Raw genomic sequence first — 1,222 nt, forward strand, 5'->3', positions numbered from 1 at the left:
ACCTGTGAAGTCAAGAATGTAGACCTCGAATTTGCGATGACACTCTTCAAAGGTGGGATTGCCGCCCAGACTGATCGCCGCGGGATAGAGGCGGCCTTGCAACGGAACAACTCCCGCGTAGATTCCCTCCCTGGGCAGGAGGGTCGGAACGTCGTTGAGGTTGGCCGTCGGGAACCCCAGGTGACTTCCACGGCCGGCGCCCCGAACCACCTTCCCGACTGTGCGGAAGGGCCGGCCCAACATGGCCGTTGCCGCCCTGAGTTTCCCCTCCAGCAGGCACTGGCGAATCCGCGAGCTGGACACCGGTTCGTTGTTGAACAGGACGGGCGGCACGATATGGCAGTCGATGCCCTGCTGAGAACACATTGACTGTAAAAGGCTGATATCCCCAGCGCGCTCTTTACCGAAGCGGAAATCCGCCCCTTCCACGATGGCTCGGGCCTTCAATCGCGTCACCAGAATCTCCTGGAAAAATTGTTCCGGCGACATTTCCAGAAGCTGCCGATTGGTGGGATAGACCAGCGTCCGGTCAACCCCAGCATGAGAAAGCAGGGTGAGCTTTCGATCGAGCCAGGTCAGGGGGGGCGGAGCCCGATCGGGATTGAGGAGCGACGCCGGGTGAGGATGGAACGTCACCACCAGCGAGGGCACGCCAAGTTTCTGCGCTGTCTGGCAAAGCACTTCAAGCAGGCGGGCGTGCCCCCGGTGAACGCCATCGAAGTTGCCGACTCTCACCACGGAGCCTTTGAGGTCTTGGATCTCATCCAGTTCGCGGTAGATGATCACCGGTGCGGACCTTTCGGGATCAACAGGTCCCAACTGCGCGTGGGGGGCCTGAAACACAGTGGGTTCAGCCGGAGGGGATGAACCCGAAGAATCTCAAATTATAAACCGGGACGAGCGAAGATAGGGAGGCGAAGTATTCCAGGTTCAGGGAATCCAGCACGGAAACGTGGGAAATCTATGGCCCAATGACCACAGACGTGACGCACGGCCTCTGAGTAAACGCCCGGCCGTGATGGGGATTCGTGAGGAAAGCCGCGTCGCCACACGCCAGAATATTCCACGGGGCTCGGTTCCCGGTTGACACATCCCCACTTTTCCGCTAGCGATGGGGCCGCGGACGTCCAGATTGGTTCGTGTTGGTTTGATGGGCGCCGTAGAAGGTGTCACTCCAGTAGGCCGGGGTTCCACCGCTCACTGAGCGTCCCGGTTGCGTCGG

Annotated in this window: 1 protein-coding gene; it reads right to left on the reverse strand. The window is 60.3% G+C overall.

Annotation, left to right across the window (positions count from 1 at the left end; all coding sequences use genetic code 11):
• Nucleotides 1-843: riboflavin biosynthesis protein RibF (gene ribF / locus H5U08_RS19300; protein WP_297036959.1), on the reverse strand; the 843-nt coding region annotated here is incomplete at its 3' end.
• Nucleotides 844-1,222 lie beyond the last annotated feature (379 nt).

It is taken from the genome of Thermogutta sp., assembly GCF_014359955.1.
Lineage (GTDB): Bacteria > Planctomycetota > Planctomycetia > Pirellulales > Thermoguttaceae > Thermogutta.